Raw genomic sequence first — 17,290 nt, 5'->3', positions numbered from 1 at the left:
AGGGCTCTTTTATTGATTTAGTTTAAATATTTTACCTCAATACCATTTGATTTTAGCCACTCCATAACAAACTCTTCTAAACATTTATCTTCATATTTATACCAATGATCTATTTCATCTTGTTTTTCTAATAAAACATGTTTAAACTCTTTTATAGGCTGCGTACTATTTAACGCTTTATGTAATTCTAGTTTTAGCTCTGAATTATCAATTATGTCGCTAGCATACCTTTCCATGTTACCTACATAAAAAGCTTCATCTATAGTTGGAATAGCCATATATCTATTAATCTCATCTTTACTAATAAGTATTGCTATATTAACAAATTCTTGTAGCCAAGCATCAAAATCATCTTTTTTTAAAGTTTTATTTTCTAAGGCTAAACTTACTTCCGTAGGAATATATATAACTTCCCCTGTATGTGTATCTAAAAAGCTTTTCCCTAACTCCTCATCTTCAAGTGAAATTGTTTCCATGAGTGCTTCCATATTAACCTCTAGTAAATTCAAAACTTCATCCCCTCTCTAACTCTATCTCATCTTGCTATTCCCATCCAATGGGTTGCAACTAATAATATCTTTTACATATTTAGAATAAAAATACCCTACAAAGTAGATATTCTTCTTTATCTACTTTATAGGATATATGTTGCTTAAGGATCTATTGATTTTTATTTACTCGTCAAAAGTTGATTCGTACTCTTCTAGTACTCTTTCAAATTCTTCTTCATCCTCTACTGCAAGATATTGTGGTTTTCCATCTACTTCTTCGATTTTATAAACATAAGCATCATCTTCATCTCCTATTGGAGCTAATAATGCATATTTATTTTCATCTAATTCAATGATTTCGATTAATTCAAAATCAACCTTTTCTCCATCTTCATCAATCATTGTTATAATCTTATTTTCTTCCATAACAATTCTCCTTTCAAACTTTATAACCACATTATACCGTTAATCTAGCTAATATGTCTATATGTAAATGTAGATTTCAATAATATTATTCGCATAAGTTATTTTACATTATATCTAAATAATAATACATCATAGTTTATTATTTTTTCATTTGCAATATCCATAAATTCCTCTTATAGAGACTTCCCCTGAAACAATATATTCTACTATTCCTTGCTGATTCTTGATAACTAATTCTCCCTCATCACTTATATCTACCGCCTGAGCTATTGTTTCTTTCCCTCTATAAATTAATTGTATTTCCTTACCTATAAGTATGGAGTTTTTTCTACAAACGTCTATAATATCTTTTATATCACCACTCTGAACAAAATCATTGTATAGTTCTTCAAATATATTCAATACCTTTGCAAGCAAAAGCTTCCTATTCACATGCATACCACTCTGAAGTTTTAATGAAGTAGCCATATCTTTTAGTTCCAAAGGTACGTCTTCTTCTTCTAAGTTCACATTTATGCCAATTCCCATTACTATGTAATTAATATGGTCTATTTCACCACTCATTTCAGTTAATATACCACATACCTTTTTATTATTAAGTACTATATCATTAGGCCACTTAATTCCAGTCTTGAATCCCATTTCCATAATAGCCTTTGAAGCAGCTGCTGCTCCAAGTAAGGTTATCTGTGCTATGTTTTCTGTAATTATATTTGGTCTAAGTATTATCGACATCCATATGCCCTTATGTTTAGGCGATACCCAGTTTCGTCCCAGCCTTCCACGCCCTGACGTTTGTTCCTCACTTATTACAACAGTGCCATGTTCTTGCCCTGCTTCCGCCAGTTCCTTAGCTTTAGAGTTGGTCGAACCTATGGAGTCGCAATAAATAATATTCTTACCTATTTGCTGCGTATTTAAAAATTCTTCAATTTCTTCAAAGGTAAGTATATCTGGAGCAGATATTATTCGATAGCCTTTTCTTGAAATCGCCTCAATCTCATAGCCGTCCTCTTTGATTGCATTTATATATTTCCATATTGAAGCACGGGTAACGCCTAAATCTTCGCTAATCTTTTCTCCAGATATAAACTCATTCCCACTATCTTTAAGTATTCTAAGAACTTTATTTTTCACAATATCCACGCCCTTTTTACGATTTACCCGGTTTTAGAAAGAACAGCCTATAATCTTCTATATTCTTCCTGTTTGTACTTATGTTCACCTTTTAATGCAAGATCAATGTCTTTCAACAACAGATTTTTATCTTGTGGCAATGTTCCTGAAAGTGCCATATAATTTGAAGCATGATTGCTTCTAAAAATACAGTTAGTAACCTGAATATTTTGCAAGAACTCTTTGGTCTCCTGCATTACTTGTTCCGGGGTTAGTAGATCAAAATCACCCTTTTGAACCTCTTCATATAATGGGGTTGCTCTTTCTACCATTAAGGTTAAAATCCCTACATAATCCGGATCAATAGCGCTAATGACTTTTGCTGACTCTATAGCATGCTCACTAATCCTTTCTCTACCACCTATTCCTGAAATCAAGGTAGTAGATAGTTTTATTCCACTTTCCTTAATCCTAGACCCTGCCATAATCATCTCACTTACTGTTACTCCCTTATTTATGCTTGTTAATATATCAGTACTTCCCGATTCTACACCTAGGTATACAATTCCAATACCAAAATCCTTTAACTGCCTAAGCTCCTCTAAAGACTTTCTTAAAATATCCTTAGGAGTAGCATAAATTCCAACTCTTTCGCACTGTGGAAATAACTCTCTTATTTTTGATAGTATTAATTTTAATTTACTAGTTTCTAATACTAACGCATCTCCATCCGCTAGAAACACCTTTTTAACTAGTCCGTAGGTTAATTTAGCCTGCTCTAAGTCTTCCATAATATCTTTTAAATCACGTATTCTAAACTTTTTCTCTTTGTACATATTGCAAAAACTGCACCCATTATGCGAACAGCCAATAGTAACTTGTACTATAAGACTATATGCTTCACTGGGCGGTCTATATACTGCTCCTTCATATCTCATCATAATTCATCTCCTGCGCTCTCATACTGCCATACACAACGCTATGAGCTTCTTTTGTATTGCTTAAATACCCTTTACTAATTACTCTATTATTATATCACAGGTTCTCTCTTTTGAACCCTCCATCACTTATATAAGATGAATTTACTCTTTTCGTAATACTACGAATTTAACTTAAGAGTCACTTGAAATTTGAGATTTAATTCATAAAAGTATAGGTTGTGTAAACAGCATTTGAACAAGCTTAGTAATTCTTAATTTATTTTATTTACAGCTACGTATAAAAAAATGCATGTTTGAGCGTAAGCGAGTTTGCATTTTTTAGTATCTGTAAATAAAATAAATTTTAGAATTACTTAGCGATGTGAATGCTGTTGTAACAACATATACTTTTTGTTATTTAAATCATTTTTAACGTGATAAATACTCTTCACATTTGCGAATGAAAATTTTAATATTCTCCTTCTCCTCTTTTATTTTGCTTTCATTCATTTCACCTCTACCCAGTCTATCTGCTTGTGATAACAATGCAATTTCTTTAATAGATATTTCTGAGGCCATGCTTTTTACATCACCAAAGGGTAAATCTTTTATTACAAAGAGAGTTTGCATATGCCACCTAACCAAAGCAGTAACTTGTTTAATAAATTCTGCGTCCTCTGTAAACACATGGAGAAAATCGCTACAGAGTTCTGCCCCCACCTTGTCATGGTCATAAGATGTAATTTTACCTTTACGAATTTTTGTAGTAGGGGCTTTCCCTAAATCATGTAGCAATGCACCCCACATAAATGCCCTAGGATTTTCACTTAAATCTTTTGATTTTGCAGCATTATCTACAACTAATAACGTATGGTTCCATACACTGCCCTCTGGATGGTGCATTGGAGATTGGGGAGTGTCTACTAACCTACCTAATAATCTAAAAGGATATTCATCAAAAATACTCTTATTATTTACTATCTTTTCAAAATATATAGAAGGCTTATCATCTTCCATTAGGTGTCTTTCAAATTCTTCAAACACTTTTATCATATATTTATTCCTTTCTTTTGTTATTCTTATTTATATAGTACCTTATAATAATAGTATAACAAAAATAGCAGGTGTTTATTATCATAGCTTTGATAATAAACATCTGCTTTTGTTATTGCATCTATGTTCTAGTTATTCTGACTTAGTTCCATAGTATTCACTTTTATGAGTACTATAGACGCTATCATTATATGCACTTTCTTCAATTGTTTGAATGACTTGATTCCTAGCAGGCTGGTTTTGCGATTTTGTATCCTTCTTAATCCAATTTTTTAGATTTTCTTTCTTAACTTCTTCTCGGTTCTTCATATAAAAAACCTCCTATTTGCTATTATTAATATTACTGCTGATTATACTTATCTAATACTCTTTTAAATTCCTCGCCTTTCCCTATGGAAAAGTATTCTGTTTCACCGTTTTTTACAACTGATTTATAAGCATAGGCCTCATTTGAATCCTTAGGTCCAACAATCACATATTGATCTCCATCTACTTTAAGGGAGTCAATCAATTCCAAATCTATTTTCTTGCCAAATTCATTTAATACAGTAATTGTTTCATTAGCTTTCATACTCACATCTACTCCTTTAATGATGATTTAACGTTTTTATTATGCCCAGTTTATAGTTTATTTAATACATAAAAATAACCCCCATAAGTATCTTTAGCTTTTAACTAAATTTACTTATGGAGGTTATTAAAATATTATTATGTCATTTTATAATTTTTATCTACATAATTTTTTAAATTCATCTGCTACAAATTGTACTTGTGTACCTACAATAACTTGTAGACTTGTTTTGCTAGGTCTAATTACACCTGCTACACCTGCAGATTTAATGATTTTTTCATTTACCTTTGTCTGATCCTTAATTTCTAAACGTAATCTAGTTACACAATTATCAATAGATACTACGTTTTCTTTTCCACCAACACCATTTAATATAATAGATGCTATTTGTGTAAAGTCATTATTTGAAAGTCTTACATTCATTTCTGCCTTTTCATCATCATCTTCTCTACCTGGTGTTTTTAAATTAAATTTTGTAATTGCAAAACGGAATACAACATAATAAATAACACCGAATGCTAAACCAACTAGAATTAACATAATTGGATTTTCAGCCATAGGAGCTTTAAAACTTAAGAACCAGTCTACAAAACCTGCACTAAAGTTAAATCCAGCTCTTATTGGTAATACTGTACAAATAACTGCTGAAAGTCCTGTTAAAAGAGCATGAATTAAATATAATCCTGGAGCTAAGAACATGAATGCGAATTCTAATGGTTCTGTAACACCAGTGAAAAAAGAAGATAATGCTCCTGCTAATAATAAACCATACACTGCTTTTTTCTTATTGTCTTTAGCTGTGTGATACATAGCTAGTGCAGCTGCTGGTAATCCAAACATCATTACTGGGAAGAATCCAGTCATATACATACCTGTTTCTCCTAGTACTCCTTTTCCTGACCAGAAGTTACCGAGGTCATTAACTCCAGCTACATCAAACCAGAATACAGAATTAAGTGCATGGTGAAGACCTGTTGGTATTAATAATCTATTAAGGAATGCATAGATACCAGATCCAATAGCACCAGTAGCTATTATAGATTTACCGAAGGTTACCAATCCAGAATAAATAATAGGCCATACAAAGAATAATATAAGAGCTGCTAAAATTGACATTGCTGCTGTTACTATAGCAACACATCTTTTACCACTAAAAAAGCCTAAAGCGTCCGGTAATTTAGTTCCTTTAAATTTGTTATAACAATAAGCACCAATTAAACCTGCTAAAATACCAATAAATTGTGTTTGAGTTTTACTAAATGCCGCTGCTACTTCTTTAACATCAATGCCTTTAAACATCGCTACAGCACCTGGAGCTAATAAAGTTGTAATCATAAGCCATGAAACTAGACCTGCAAGACCAGCTGTACCGTCATTATCATCTGACATTCCAACAGCTACACCAATTGCAAATAATATTCCCATGTTATCAATTAGTGAACCCCCTGCTTTTAGTAGGAAAGCTGCTGCTACGTTATTTGCTCCCCATCCAGTAGGGTCAATCCAATAACCAATACCCATTAAAATACTTGCAACAGGTAATGCAGCTACTGGAAGCATTAAGGATTTACCTAATCTTTGTAGATACTTCATCATAATAAAGTTCCCCCCATTTTTTAAATTTATTTTAAGGATTTTTGTATCCTCAAATACATAATAAATTTTTTTAATAAAAAAAGCCGAAACGGATAAATAATATTATCCATTTCAGCTATTGCTCGAATTTAATCGATTACACGCCAATTAAAAATTTCTATGATATAATCATACACCGAACTTTATGTATAATCAATACCTTTTTTAAAAAAATACTATTTACTTAATTAATATAATTTATTTAAAGTTCTATTGTACTATTTCATATTTGAAATTATTAACTATTTTTGCATAAACTCATATTCATCATTAATTATAGTTAAAAGCTTCTCTCTACTGTTAACCTGTGGATTTTCTAATACTTTATCTAATAAAAACTTAAGCATATTACCTATCTCCGCACTTGGTTTAATGGAAAACTCTTGGATTAAATCGTTACCACTTACTTTAAGTTCACTTATGGATAGTGGAACTTTAGCTTCTAAAATTTCCCTTGTTTTTTCTTCTACTCTTTGGATTTCTTCCAAACGAAGTTTGGGAGAGCTTGAACCTAGTGCATCTGCCCTTTGTAAGGCGAAAAGGTTAGGTACTAAGCCTATGCCAACTCTATTAATAAGGCGCTTTACAGAAGCATCTGTTGGCTTTTCAAGCACATTCATATGTTCCTTTACTAGAAGGCTAATCTCACCTATACTTTCATTATCAAATTTAAGACGTCTAAGTATTTGAGAACTTAGTCTATCACCTTTTTTATCATGACCATAAAAATGACCTATATCATTCTTATCAATAGTAAAACAAAGGGGCTTAGCAATATCATGTAGTAATGCTGCCATTCTTAAATTCAGTTCCTGTGGACAGTTTTCCACAACAGCTAAAGTATGTTCAAATATGTCTTTGTTATGGTGAGGATTTTGTTGATTGAATCCTACGGTTTTTTGAAGTTCTGGTAGTATAAACTCTAACAGTCTAGTTTTTTCAAGTAATCTCAAAGCTTTTGCAGCATTTTTAGTTACTAACATTTTGCATAGCTCATCTCTAATTCTCTCGTTGCTTACATTCAATATACGGTTAGAATTTGTTTTAATAGCCTGAAAAGTTCTTTCTTCTATTTCAAAATCTAAGGATGCTGCAAATCGGATAGCTCTAAGCATTCTTAATGCATCTTCTTCAAACCTCTTATTAGGTTCCCCTACAGCTTTTATTATTTTATTATCTAAATCTTTTATACCGCCAAAGTAATCTATGATACCGTTATCCTCATTAAAAGCTAATGCATTTACCGTAAAATCTCTTCTAGCTAAGTCTTCTTTTAAGTTTGAAACAAAAGTTACATCCTCCGGTCTTCTATTGTCTAGGTATTCACCATCAATTCTGTAAGTTGTAACTTCATACCCCTCTCCATTAATCATAACAGTAATAGTACCGTGCTTTATGCCTGTAGGTATAGTTTTCCGAAAAAACTTAATGATTGCTTCTGGCAGGGCATTTGTGGCTATATCATAATCCTTAGGCTCATATGTTCCAGTTATAAAATCACGTATACTTCCTCCAACTATATAAGCTTCACATCCATTATTTTTTAATGTATCTAATATTACTTTTACATCATTAGGTATAAACATAACTCCTCCAAATATTATAATTAATCATTGAACTTAATCCTAAATATACATTGCTATAGGTATGATTTCAATAATAGGTTCATTAATTTCCAATTGACTTTCATCGTAATCTCTAATTAAGTTTGTGTTTTTTAAAAATCTGTTTTTGAATTCTTGAAAATACTCCTCATTCAGATAATCAAAGTATGTTCCACTTAATAAACTATTACTATTATTTTCATTTTCCTTTGAAATTCGTACTACTTTGCCAAGTACTGTGATCTTTGCACCTTCAATATAATCCAGATTATCAGCCATATATTTTATCTCTATGGGAACTACAACTTTTGTGTTGCTATTTCCTATACTACTACTAATATATTTTAGGCACTTTTCTCTTTTACAATTTTCCATATCATCTTTAAGGACTTTTAAAACTTGCCTTTTAACTTTATGTTCTTGGCTTTCATCCCCATTCTCAGGATCTTCAGGAGAAAAGGCCAATTGCATCTCCATAACCTTGATTATATTCTCTATATACTCTATAACCGGGTTCTTATACAACTCTCCTGTAAACTGAACAAAATCAAATTCTTTCATATTCTTTACATCATTGTCGCTATTTATAACCTTTAGCATACTTTGATCCTTTAATATATTTCTTAATCTTGATAGTATTGTTATTACAATTGAAATTCTCTCTTCAATTCTCTGTGAGGAGACTTCACTTAGAAGTTGAACATTTAAATCGCCTTGCATTATTTTACCACAAGTAAGTTCATATAAGGGTGTATTTGTACTAATCGTCAACTGCTTTTTAGTATTCTCGCTTTTAATTTCGGCAAATTCTTGTATTACAATAGTAAATAAATTATTTATCATATCACCATTAAGGTATAGTGGTATCAATGCTCTATTGTCCATTTTAAGGCATACCCCCATTAGATTGTCACCTTAGCAACTGTGCAGCATCTCCATGCTAAAATTATACTTATTACCTAGTTTACATCACATCTTTAAGGTTTAGAACAACATGCAATGAAACTACCTGAAAACTTATCATCTTAAAAAATACTCACTGGCTATTTTTTTAGAAATACTGATTTCATAACTATATCTTCCCCATATCTTCCTCTGAGACTATCCATAGTTTTGTCTATGGCTCTTTGTTTTTTATCACGAGCTGTATCTACATCAAAAATTGATATTTGTTTAAAATTATCCTCACATAAATTATTTAAAGAAACCCCTAAAAGTCTAATTGGCTCTCCCTTCCATGATTCGTCAAATATGCGCTTTACTGTTTTTAGTATTTCCTGCGTGGAATCTGTTGGACTTGATAACGTCTTACTCCGCGAGTAATCAATAAACTCATGATTTCTTATAGTTACACAAATACAGTAACAACACTTTTTAATGTCCCGTAATCTAGTAGAGGTATGTTCTACTAAGCTGAGTAACACTTTATATGCATCCTCTTTATCTTTAATATCATCAGATAATGTAGTGGAATTACTTATCCCTTTTAACTCGTCTTTGCTTGATTTTACCTCTCTATCATCTATTCCATTAGCATAGTTCCACATCATGGTGCCACTACTTTTAAAGTGATATCTTAAAAACTCAACATCATACTGAGCTAAATCTCCTATGGTAAATATATTTAAATTATTAAGCCTCGGAACAGTCTTTGACCCCACCATGAAAAGCTCTCCCACTGGCAGTTCCCACAATTTCTTTCTTATTTCACTTTTAAAAAGAGTATGTATTTTATCTGGCTTTTCAAAATCAGATGCCATCTTAGCAAGAAGTTTAACATCCGATATTCCTACATTCACTGTAAATCCTAGTTCTGCCTTTATTCTATCCTTAATGTCATATGCTAGCGATAGTGCAGCTTCTCTTGAAGTATTGTAACTTGTCACATCTAAAAAACACTCATCTATAGAAACCTTTTCTACAAAAGGTGTATAGTCCATAAAAATACTCTTCATATCTCTGCTACATCTTTCGTATATTCTAAAATCAGGTGATGCTACAACAAGATTTGCACATTTCTTTCTTGCAGCAAACAAGCTTTCTCCTGTTACAATTCCACTTTTTTTAGCTAGCATAGATTTAGCTAACACTACTCCTCTTCGTGACTGCTCGTCTCCTCCGATTACGGAAGCTATGTCTCTTAAGTCAATGTTTTCACCTTTCTTAAGTTTATCTGCAGCGCTCCAAGAAAGAAAAGCTGAATTAACGTCTATATGAAATATAAGTTTCTCCTTAAATTTAGACATTTAATCTCATCCTTTATATAAGACATATTACGAAAATATAATACTAGGTATTACATTTGGTTTTCTCAATAGTAATAATTAATATTTTGCACTTAACTAATTATAAAAACTTCAACACAGAAAAGCAACCTATCCTTAATAAAAGAACAGATTGCTTTTTATTATATTCCTTATGTTAATACGTAAATCTTATTATTTAGTGTTAGCTTCAATAAATTCTCTTATTTCATCTGAATCCCCAAATTCTAATATTGGCTTAGATAGTTTTGTGCATTCTTCATAATTGGAACTTGTAACAATTTTACGCGCTCTTAATATTGAAGAAGCACTCATGCTAAGTTCATCTAATCCAAATCCAAGTAGCACTGGAATAAGTTTTGTGTCTCCAGCCATTTCACCACACATACCTACCATTATTCCTGCTCTATGTCCGTTATCTATTACGGTTTTAATAAGTCTTAAAACTCCTGGATGATAGTAATCATATAAATATGATATCTTCTCATTCATTCTATCCACTGCTATAGTATACTGAATTAAGTCATTGGTACCTATGCTAAAGAAATCCACCTCTTTAGCCAATATATCTGATATTAATGCAGCTGAAGGTATTTCTATCATAATACCAACTTCTAGATTCTCATCAAATAATACACCCTCTGACTTAAGATCATGTTTACACTGCTCTAATATCTTCTTAGCCATTCTAAGTTCCTGAAGATTTGATATCATAGGAAACATAATTTTAAGCTTGCCGTAGGAAGATGCACGAAGTAAAGCTCTCAATTGAGTTATAAATATATCCGTCCTATCAAGGCAAATTCTTATAGCCCTGTATCCCAAAAATGGATTCATTTCTTTGCTCATAGGTAAATACTTAAGTTCCTTATCTCCACCAATATCTAAGGTTCTTATAATAACAGGTTTTCCACTCATCTTTTCAAGAACTGATTTATATGCATCAAACTGTTCTTCTTCAGTTGGAAGCTCATCTTTTGACATATATAAAAACTCTGTTCTAAATAATCCTATGGCTTCTGCACCATTTTTCAAAACGGATTCTAAATCTTCTACTGACCCTATATTTGCAGCAAGCTCGATTTTCTTACCATCTAAAGTAGTAGATTTCATTGATACATATTTAAGTAGTTGATTTTTAAGTTCAAAAAATTCTCTTCTGCGAATTTCATAGTCACCTAAAACCTTTTCATCAGGATTAATAATAATTAGTCCTTCTTCTCCATCTACAATAATTAAATCACCATTTTTAACTTCACAAATATCACTACCTACACCTACAACTGCCGGTAACTCTAACGACCGTGCAATAATCGCCGTATGAGATGTTTTACCGCCTATTTCAGTGATAAAAGCTAATACCTTTGACTTATCAAGTTGTGCTGTATCTGATGGAGTAAGATCTTTAGCTATTAATATACATTGCTCTTGAATTTCTGCAATTGAAGTCACTTTTAATCCCATTAATATATTTAGAACCCTTTTACTCACATCTCTAATATCGGCTGCTCTCTCAGTCATATATTCATTTCCCATAACTTCAAAAATTGTTGCTGTCTCTTCTGCTACAGTTTGAAGTGAATATTCAGCATTGAACTTCTCCTCAAGAATTTTCTTTTTAACAGAACCTATTAGTTCTGGATCTTGAAGCATAAATAAATGCGCCTCGAATATTTCCGCCTTTTCACTTCCTAGTCTTTCCTTTACATCTTTATTTATTTTTTCAAGCTGATTTATTGCTTCTTGTAAGGCATTATCAAATCTAGCTAGTTCCGATTCTGAATCCTGAATCTTGCTTTTCTTAACTTCTAGAACTTCTTCTCTTATAACTAATGCTCTACCTATAGCTATTCCTAAGGATGCTCCTATTGCCTTTAACATAGTTTATACCCCCTTGTAGTATTTCATGTGGAGAAAATAATTATCAATTACTTTCCTCTTACTACTCAAGACCTTCTTCAATAAGTTTTACCATAGATACTGCCGCAATTTCCTCATCTTCACCAATAGTTTTTATTATTATTTCGTCATTTTTAATAGCTGCCATGCACATAATCGCTACTATGCTTTTCGCATTATATTCATTGCCATCTTTTACTATAATCACTTCTGATTTAAACTTAGCAGCCTCTTTAACTACTGCCAATGCTGGTCTAGCATGTATTCCAGTTTCACTTTTAACTATGGCTTTTTTTTCTATCATAATATAATCACCCCTATTTTTTTAATTCTATTATTATTACTTCATTGTTTTTGTCTACATTACCTAGATTAAATCTTACTGATTTCATTATTTCATTATCTGTAAGTACTAACACACTTAAATTAGATTTGACCTTAGCTTTTATTAATTCATTGTTAAAAGCTATCAATTTATCTCCAACCTTAACTTGCTGTGACTTTTCTACAAAAGTTTCGAATCCTTCGCCCTTCATATTTACTGTATCAACACCTATATGAAGTAGTATTTCTATACCTTCTTTACTCTTTAAAATCAAAGCATGTTTTGTTGGGAACACTTGAAGAACCTCGCCATCAATTGGAGCATATAATATTCCTTCTGTAGATTCAAATCCTATCCCATTACCTAACATTTTCGTAGAGAAAACTTCATCTGGTATTTCTGATATATCAAAGCATCTTCCTACAACTGGAGACTTTAAAATTATACTAGTGTTTTCCTTATCTTTTTTAAATAAACTAAACATTTTTATCTTCCTACCTTTCTCTAATCACCAATTTATTTACAAAATATTTTTAAAACAAAAGACATGAACTAATAATATGCTTTGAAAGCATTTTATTTGGTTCATGCCTGATCTAATCAGTAACACACCTAACATTACAAACTATGTTTTTAAAATTTGATTGTTACAATCTATTATTGTTCATTTAATATACTTTAAACATTAACTCTTCTATAGTCTAAAACACATTTTAAAATTATTCAATAGTTTTTTAAAATATATTTAAAATATTTTTAATATTAGTGTTAATTTATAGTATTTTGTTATAAGTTTAAACACCCTAACAATAATTAGGGTGTTTAAAAGTTTCTAAGCCATAAACATTTTTATATCGTCTTCTACAGTTCCGATTCCAGCTATTCCAAAGTTTTCAACTAATACATTTACAACATTTGGAGATAAGAATGCTGGTAATGTTGGTCCTAAGTGAATATTTTTAACTCCAAGGTGTAATAATGCTAATAATACTATTACAGCTTTTTGCTCATACCATGCAATATTGTATGTTATCGGTAATTCATTAATATCATTTAATTCAAATATTTCTTTTAGTTTCATTGCAATAACAACTAATGAATATGAATCGTTACATTGTCCTGCATCTAGAACTCTAGGAATTCCACCTATGTCTCCTAGTTCCAACTTGTTGTATCTATATTTTGCACAACCTGCAGTTAAAATAACTGTATCATTTGGTAATTCTTTTGCAAACTCAGTGTAATATTCACGGCCTTTCATTCTTCCATCACAACCAGCCATTACGAAGAATCTTTTGATTGCCCCAGTTTTAACAGCATCTACAACTTTATCAGCTAATGCAAATACTTGATTATGAGCAAAGCCTCCAACTATTTCTCCTCTTTCAATTTCAATTGGCGCAGCGCATTTTTTAGCATGCTCTATTATAGCTGAAAAATCTTTTACATTTCCGTCTACTCTATCTGCTATGTGCTTTAATCCATCAAATCCTGATGCTCCTGTAGTGTAAACTCTATCTTTATAAGAAGCTTTTGGAGGAGTAATACAGTTTGTAGTCATTAGTATTGGTCCATTAAAGCTTTCAAATTCTGAATCTTGCTTCCACCAAGCATTTCCGTAGTTACCTACAAGGTTACTATATTTCTTGAATGAAGGGTAATAGTTAGCTGGTAACATTTCACTATGAGTATATACGTCCACTCCTGTGCCTTCTGTTTGCTTTAATAGTTCTTCCATGTCTTTTAAATCATGTCCACTAATTAATATACCAGGGTTACTTCTAACTCCTATGTTTACTTTTGAAATTTCAGGATTTCCGTAAGTAGTAGTATTTGCTTGATCTAGTAATGCCATAGCATCTACTCCAAATTTACCACACTCAAGTACAAGTGCAACTAGCTCACTAACTTCTAAGTTATCATTTGTAGTTTGTGCTAATGCTTTTTGTATAAATGCATATATTTCATTTTTTTCATATCCTAGGTTAAAAGAATGCTCAGCATAAGCAGCCATTCCTTTGATACCATAAATTACAAGTTCTCTTAAAGATCTTACATCTTCGTTTTCTGTTTTAAGAATAGAAGCATCTACTGCTTTAGCCTCAAATGTATCAGCAGTTCCTACCCATGTTGTACACTCTGGCAAATTGGCATCAATTACTCCACCAGCTTTAACTAACTCTGCTTTAATTACTTCACGAAGTTCTAATGCTTTTGTTATTTTTTCTGTAAATCTAGCTTTATCAAAGTTAGCATTTGTTATAGTCATAAATAATCCATCTACTACAAATTTATTAACTTCTTGATTTTCAACTCCTAATTCTCTTGCTCTTGTAGCGTAAATTGAAATTCCTTTTAAAACATAGATTAATAAATCCTGCATATTAGCTACGTCATCTGTTTTACCACAGACTCCTCTTACTGTACAACCTGTTCCTTTTGAAGCTTCTTGACATTGATAACAAAACATACTCATTGTATATTCCCCCTATTGTTTTTGGATAGATAATAATTTTATAACTATCTTCCATATATTTAAAATTATTTATTTAAGTAATTAATTTTAGCATTAACAATTTGTTTGTTATTGCTTGACCTCCTTTATTATACTTTAGGATAATATCAAAGTCGGTAACAAATGTTACACAATAATACTTTTTATTTTTTTTGTATTTAAATGTTTAACTAATAAATCTTAGAATTTTCTATAAATCACAATAAAAAGACATCCTAGAAAAATGGATGTCTTTTATTTGCTGCAATATTAGAATTACGAATACATTATATTTTAAATTTCCCTAGCTCATCATTAAGTTTAAGCACTTGATAATTAAGTTTTTCAGCTGAATTTGATACTTCTTGCATAGCTAATCCTTGTTGCTCCATTGATGCTGTTACCTCTTCCGACGCTGCTGCTGTTTCTTGTGACACCGAGGATATATTGTTTATTGCATCTACAATAGAATCCTTATCATTATTTACCTCATCAACGAACTGGCTAAAAGTTTTAATATTTTCAGTTATATCGTTTATAGCAGAGGATATGTGCTTAAAGGACTGATTCACTTCATCTACAGCATATGACTGTTGATTTGAGATATCTTTTACTTCCTTCATTATTTCAACTGTTTTACTACTTTCACTTTGTATACCGTTTACGATTTCGTTTATTTCTTTAGTTGCATCACTTGAGCCTTCTGCTAACTTTCTTATCTCATCTGCTACTACTGCAAATCCTCTTCCAGCTTCCCCGGCTCTAGCTGCTTCAATAGATGCGTTTAAGGCTAATAAATTAGTTTGTTCCGCAATAGAAGATATAGTGCCTAGCATATTTGTTATATTCTTTGCTTTATTATTTAGTTCTAGTATGGCACCTTCAATTTTTAAAATAGATGTCTCATTCAATTCATTTTTTCCTTTTAATTCACTTATTACTTTGACACCATTTAAATTTACTTTATCAACTTCTTCAGTAGTTGATAACATTTTAACTGTGTTAGCTTGAAGAGCATTAATCTTATCTGATAGCTTTATTGTAAGTCCTGCTCCCTTTTGAGCTTCAGATGCTTGCTCTGATGCACCAATGGCAATTTCTTCAACTGCTTTTGTTACACTTTCGCTAGACGCAGTTGTTTCTTCGGAAGTAGCGGCTAATGTTCCAGATGATTCATTAACCTGGTCAGATACTACTTGAATATTTTTAATTAAGTTACCAACATCTTCTATCATTGTATTAAATCCAGATGCAAGTTCACCTATTTCATCTTTAGATTTCATTTTGATCCTAACGGAAAAATCGCCATTTTTAATTTTTTCCATATAATCAAGTAGTGCCTTTATTGGTTTAATTATGCTATTAGAAAATAATACTGAAATAAGTACAACAATCACTAATGACCCAAATCCAATTACTAAATTGCTAGTTATCATTGACTTAGTATCAGCTTGAATTTCATTCATGTACATTGTTGCCATTATAGTCCAATCTAGTTTTTCAATTTTAGTAAACGCTGCAAATTTATCTTGGTTAACGCCAGATTCTTCCCATGTGTATTCAACAGTTCCTTCTTTGTTTTCATCAATTGCTTTAGTTATTACCTCTATTGGCATTGGCTTTCCAATTTGCTCTTTATCTTTATGGGTCAATGTATTTTTCTTACCATCTAAAATAGTTACATATCCACTCTTACCAATAACAATACCACTAGTATTTTTTGCTAACACCTCTAATGAAATATCAATTGCTAGTACTCCACCAAACTCATTATTATTAAAACTATTCTTTACAGGAACTGCAACTGATATAACGGGTTTTCCTGTAGCTGTGTCAATATATGCTTCTGTCCAAACAACCTCATTCTTTTCTACAGCTAACTTATACCAAGGTCTTGAAGTTGGGTCAAAGTCTGATGGTAAGTCTTGCTGTGGATATATAAGCATTTTCTTATCTTTTGTTCCAAGATAAACTGCTTGTACATCTTTATGTGATTCTATAAAAGCCTTAAATCCTGACATCATCCATGGCAAGTATTCAGGATGATTGCTTACCTGTTGCACGTTAGGGTCCTGTGACATTTGAATAGTACTTTGCTCAAATGCAGTAACATAATTCTCTATTGATTGTTTTGTTTGATTGATTGTTTCCAAGGTAGAAACTTTTAAATTTTCTTTCAAAATATCAGTAGCCTTTAAATAAGAAGCTGCCCCTGAAATAAACACTGGTATAGTAATTAAAATGATAAACATTGATATTAATTTGAACTTTATTCCCATTTTTACACCAGATCTTGGTTTGGTAGTTTTCGCCTTTTTCATTGTTAAACCCCCTTATATGACCTACATAGTTGTATTCGTACTTTTCTGAATACTATATATATCCTAATATTATATAATATTCAGAAACTTGTCAATATTTTTTGTATTATTGTATATTTATTTATCTTTTACTATAGATTTATGACGATATTTATATTTTCTTGTTGTATT

16 protein-coding genes are annotated in these 17,290 nt (G+C 31.5%); all 16 read right to left on the bottom strand.

Annotated features, from left to right (window positions below):
* Positions 1-17 precede the first annotated feature (17 nt).
* Positions 18-509 carry a UPF0158 family protein gene (locus LGK97_RS07335; RefSeq protein WP_226259108.1) on the bottom strand — a complete coding sequence of 164 codons (492 nt, stop codon included), beginning with the start codon at positions 507-509 and terminating at the stop codon, positions 18-20.
* 165 nt (positions 510-674) lie between these two features.
* Positions 675-917, bottom strand: a complete 243-nt coding sequence (locus LGK97_RS07330; protein ID WP_226259107.1) for a DUF1292 domain-containing protein — start codon at positions 915-917, stop codon at positions 675-677.
* A gap of 147 nt (positions 918-1,064) precedes the next feature.
* A complete protein-coding gene (locus LGK97_RS07325) occupies positions 1,065-2,054 on the bottom strand; it encodes a biotin--[acetyl-CoA-carboxylase] ligase (RefSeq protein ID WP_226259106.1) in 990 nt (329 codons plus the stop codon).
* A gap of 47 nt (positions 2,055-2,101) precedes the next feature.
* Complete coding sequence (locus LGK97_RS07320) at positions 2,102-2,971, bottom strand: radical SAM protein (RefSeq protein ID WP_226259221.1); 870 nt, start codon at positions 2,969-2,971, stop codon at positions 2,102-2,104.
* 411 nt (positions 2,972-3,382) lie between these two features.
* Complete coding sequence (locus LGK97_RS07315) at positions 3,383-4,006, bottom strand: HD domain-containing protein (protein WP_226259105.1); 624 nt, start codon at positions 4,004-4,006, stop codon at positions 3,383-3,385.
* A gap of 132 nt (positions 4,007-4,138) precedes the next feature.
* On the bottom strand, positions 4,139-4,315 hold the full coding sequence (locus LGK97_RS07310; protein WP_226259104.1) for a hypothetical protein: 177 nt from the start codon (positions 4,313-4,315) through the stop codon (positions 4,139-4,141).
* 31 nt (positions 4,316-4,346) lie between these two features.
* Positions 4,347-4,577, bottom strand: coding sequence for a DUF1292 domain-containing protein (locus tag LGK97_RS07305; RefSeq protein ID WP_226259103.1), 231 nt, complete (start codon positions 4,575-4,577; stop codon positions 4,347-4,349).
* Positions 4,578-4,733: 156 nt separating this feature from the next.
* Positions 4,734-6,173, bottom strand: a complete 1,440-nt coding sequence (gene nagE, locus LGK97_RS07300) for an N-acetylglucosamine-specific PTS transporter subunit IIBC (protein ID WP_226259102.1) — start codon at positions 6,171-6,173, stop codon at positions 4,734-4,736.
* A 281-nt stretch (positions 6,174-6,454) separates the two neighbouring features.
* A complete protein-coding gene (locus tag LGK97_RS07295; RefSeq protein WP_226259101.1) occupies positions 6,455-7,798 on the bottom strand; it encodes a CCA tRNA nucleotidyltransferase in 1,344 nt (447 codons plus the stop codon).
* A 39-nt stretch (positions 7,799-7,837) separates the two neighbouring features.
* A complete protein-coding gene (locus LGK97_RS07290) occupies positions 7,838-8,701 on the bottom strand; it encodes a hypothetical protein (protein WP_226259100.1) in 864 nt (287 codons plus the stop codon).
* Positions 8,702-8,859: 158 nt separating this feature from the next.
* Positions 8,860-10,062, bottom strand: coding sequence for a DNA polymerase IV (locus LGK97_RS07285; RefSeq protein ID WP_226259099.1), 1,203 nt, complete (start codon positions 10,060-10,062; stop codon positions 8,860-8,862).
* Between the two features lie 192 nt (positions 10,063-10,254).
* The gene (gene ptsP / locus LGK97_RS07280) at positions 10,255-11,961 is read right to left on the bottom strand and encodes a phosphoenolpyruvate--protein phosphotransferase (protein WP_226259098.1); all 1,707 of its coding nucleotides are present in this window, start codon (positions 11,959-11,961) and stop codon (positions 10,255-10,257) included.
* Between the two features lie 61 nt (positions 11,962-12,022).
* The gene (locus LGK97_RS07275) at positions 12,023-12,283 is read right to left on the bottom strand and encodes an HPr family phosphocarrier protein (RefSeq protein ID WP_226259097.1); all 261 of its coding nucleotides are present in this window, start codon (positions 12,281-12,283) and stop codon (positions 12,023-12,025) included.
* A gap of 13 nt (positions 12,284-12,296) precedes the next feature.
* On the bottom strand, positions 12,297-12,788 hold the full coding sequence (locus LGK97_RS07270) for a PTS glucose transporter subunit IIA (protein WP_226259096.1): 492 nt from the start codon (positions 12,786-12,788) through the stop codon (positions 12,297-12,299).
* Positions 12,789-13,136: 348 nt separating this feature from the next.
* Complete coding sequence (gene hcp, locus LGK97_RS07265) at positions 13,137-14,780, bottom strand: hydroxylamine reductase (RefSeq protein ID WP_226259095.1); 1,644 nt, start codon at positions 14,778-14,780, stop codon at positions 13,137-13,139.
* A 305-nt stretch (positions 14,781-15,085) separates the two neighbouring features.
* Complete coding sequence (locus tag LGK97_RS07260) at positions 15,086-17,119, bottom strand: methyl-accepting chemotaxis protein (RefSeq protein ID WP_226259094.1); 2,034 nt, start codon at positions 17,117-17,119, stop codon at positions 15,086-15,088.
* Positions 17,120-17,290: the final 171 nt, after the last annotated feature.

This window comes from Clostridium sp. CS001 (assembly GCF_020443565.1).
GTDB lineage: Bacteria > Bacillota > Clostridia > Clostridiales > Clostridiaceae > Clostridium_AD.
This window is presented reverse-complemented; position numbering and strand designations above follow the sequence as displayed.

Coding starts and splice junctions, on each gene's coding strand:
- LGK97_RS07330 (WP_226259107.1), bottom strand. CDS start 917: ATGGAAGAAAATAAGATTATAACAATGATTGATGAAGATGGAGAAAAG.
- LGK97_RS07320 (WP_226259221.1), bottom strand. CDS start 2,971: ATGAGATATGAAGGAGCAGTATATAGACCGCCCAGTGAAGCATATAGT.
- LGK97_RS07315 (WP_226259105.1), bottom strand. CDS start 4,006: ATGATAAAAGTGTTTGAAGAATTTGAAAGACACCTAATGGAAGATGAT.
- LGK97_RS07310 (WP_226259104.1), bottom strand. CDS start 4,315: ATGAAGAACCGAGAAGAAGTTAAGAAAGAAAATCTAAAAAATTGGATT.
- LGK97_RS07305 (WP_226259103.1), bottom strand. CDS start 4,577: ATGAAAGCTAATGAAACAATTACTGTATTAAATGAATTTGGCAAGAAA.
- nagE (WP_226259102.1), bottom strand. CDS start 6,173: ATGATGAAGTATCTACAAAGATTAGGTAAATCCTTAATGCTTCCAGTA.
- LGK97_RS07295 (WP_226259101.1), bottom strand. CDS start 7,798: ATGTTTATACCTAATGATGTAAAAGTAATATTAGATACATTAAAAAAT.
- LGK97_RS07290 (WP_226259100.1), bottom strand. CDS start 8,701: ATGGACAATAGAGCATTGATACCACTATACCTTAATGGTGATATGATA.
- LGK97_RS07285 (WP_226259099.1), bottom strand. CDS start 10,062: ATGTCTAAATTTAAGGAGAAACTTATATTTCATATAGACGTTAATTCA.
- ptsP (WP_226259098.1), bottom strand. CDS start 11,961: ATGTTAAAGGCAATAGGAGCATCCTTAGGAATAGCTATAGGTAGAGCA.
- LGK97_RS07275 (WP_226259097.1), bottom strand. CDS start 12,283: ATGATAGAAAAAAAAGCCATAGTTAAAAGTGAAACTGGAATACATGCT.
- LGK97_RS07270 (WP_226259096.1), bottom strand. CDS start 12,788: ATGTTTAGTTTATTTAAAAAAGATAAGGAAAACACTAGTATAATTTTA.
- hcp (WP_226259095.1), bottom strand. CDS start 14,780: ATGAGTATGTTTTGTTATCAATGTCAAGAAGCTTCAAAAGGAACAGGT.
- LGK97_RS07260 (WP_226259094.1), bottom strand. CDS start 17,119: ATGAAAAAGGCGAAAACTACCAAACCAAGATCTGGTGTAAAAATGGGA.